General features: G+C 70.3%; 2 protein-coding genes. Both read right to left on the minus strand.

All coding sequences use genetic code 11. From position 1 onward, the window contains the following. On the minus strand, positions 1-262 hold a 262-nt coding region (locus A6302_RS26380; RefSeq protein ID WP_425349186.1), incomplete at its 3' end, for an ATP-binding cassette domain-containing protein. Between the two features lie 17 nt (positions 263-279). Next, on the minus strand, positions 280-1,196 hold a 917-nt coding region (locus A6302_RS20370; RefSeq protein WP_425349187.1), incomplete at its 5' end, for an ABC transporter transmembrane domain-containing protein.

Genomic DNA, 1,196 nt, shown 5'->3' on the forward strand with positions numbered 1-1,196 from the left:
ACGTGTCCCACTGGTCGAGGCTGGCGCCGTCGAGCCGCACCGCGCCGCGCGCGGGTGTCCACACGCCGACGAGGGCGCGGGCGAGCGAGGACTTGCCGCTGGCGCTCGGCCCGATCACGCCGAGACCGGCGCCGGCCTTCAGGGCGAAGCTCACCTCCTGCACCACGATCCGGCGCTCGCCGGGCGGCACGAGGGCGAGGTTCTCGGCGTTGAGCGTGGCGACCGGCGGCGGCAGCGCGGTGGTGATCGGCGGCACCTGCATCACCTGCAACAGATCCTTCAGCCGCTTCCAGCTCTGGCGGGCGCGACGAAGCCCTTCCACTGGCCGATCGCCAGCTCGATCGCGCCAGCGCGCGGCCCATCATGATCGAGCTGGCGATCATGATGCCGGCCGAGGCTTCCTGCTGCACGACGAGATAGCGCCGACCGCGAGCATGCCCGACTGCAGCGCCATGCGCATGATCTTGGAAATGCTGCCGAGCAGGCCGGCGACGCCGCTGGCCTTGGCGTGGGCGTCGAGATAGTCGGCGTTGCGTCGGCCCAGCGGCTGGCAAGCCGCGGCCCGAAGCCCATGGCCTGCACGACCTCGGCGTTGCGCCGGGCGGCTTCGGCGAGACCGTTGCGGCCGACCGAATGCTTGCCCGCCTCGCGCATCGGCTCGCGGGTCAGGATCTCGGTGAGGATGGTCAGGATCACGAGGATCACCGCGCCGGCGAGCGCGACGAGGCCGATCCACAGGTGGAACACGAAGCAGATCGCCAGATAGAGCGGCATCCACGGCATGTCGAACAGCGCCGAAGGACCGCCGCCGGACAGGAACGAGCGGACCTGGTCGAGGTCGCGCAGCGGCTGCTGGCCGTCGCCCTGCGACCTGGTCTTGAGCGGCAGGCGCATCATCGCCGAGCAGACCTCGCCGTTGAGACGGCCGTCGAGCGCGATGCCGATCCGGAGCAGCACCCGCCCGCGCAGGATCTCCAGGAGGCCCATGAAGGCATAGAGCGCGCCGGCAAGGATCACCAGGCCGACCAGCGTCGACAGGCTGCGGCTGGGGATGACCCGGTCGTAGACCTGCAGCATGAAGAACGAGCCGGTGAGGGCCAGGATGTTGATCATGCCGCTCATCACACCCGTCCCGATCATCGCGGAGCGGAAGGACGACATCACGCCCTCGAGGGGCGTGCGGGCGCGTGAGGAGG

Origin of the sequence: Methylobrevis pamukkalensis, from assembly GCF_001720135.1 — a bacterium.
Taxonomy (GTDB): domain Bacteria; phylum Pseudomonadota; class Alphaproteobacteria; order Rhizobiales; family Pleomorphomonadaceae; genus Methylobrevis; species Methylobrevis pamukkalensis.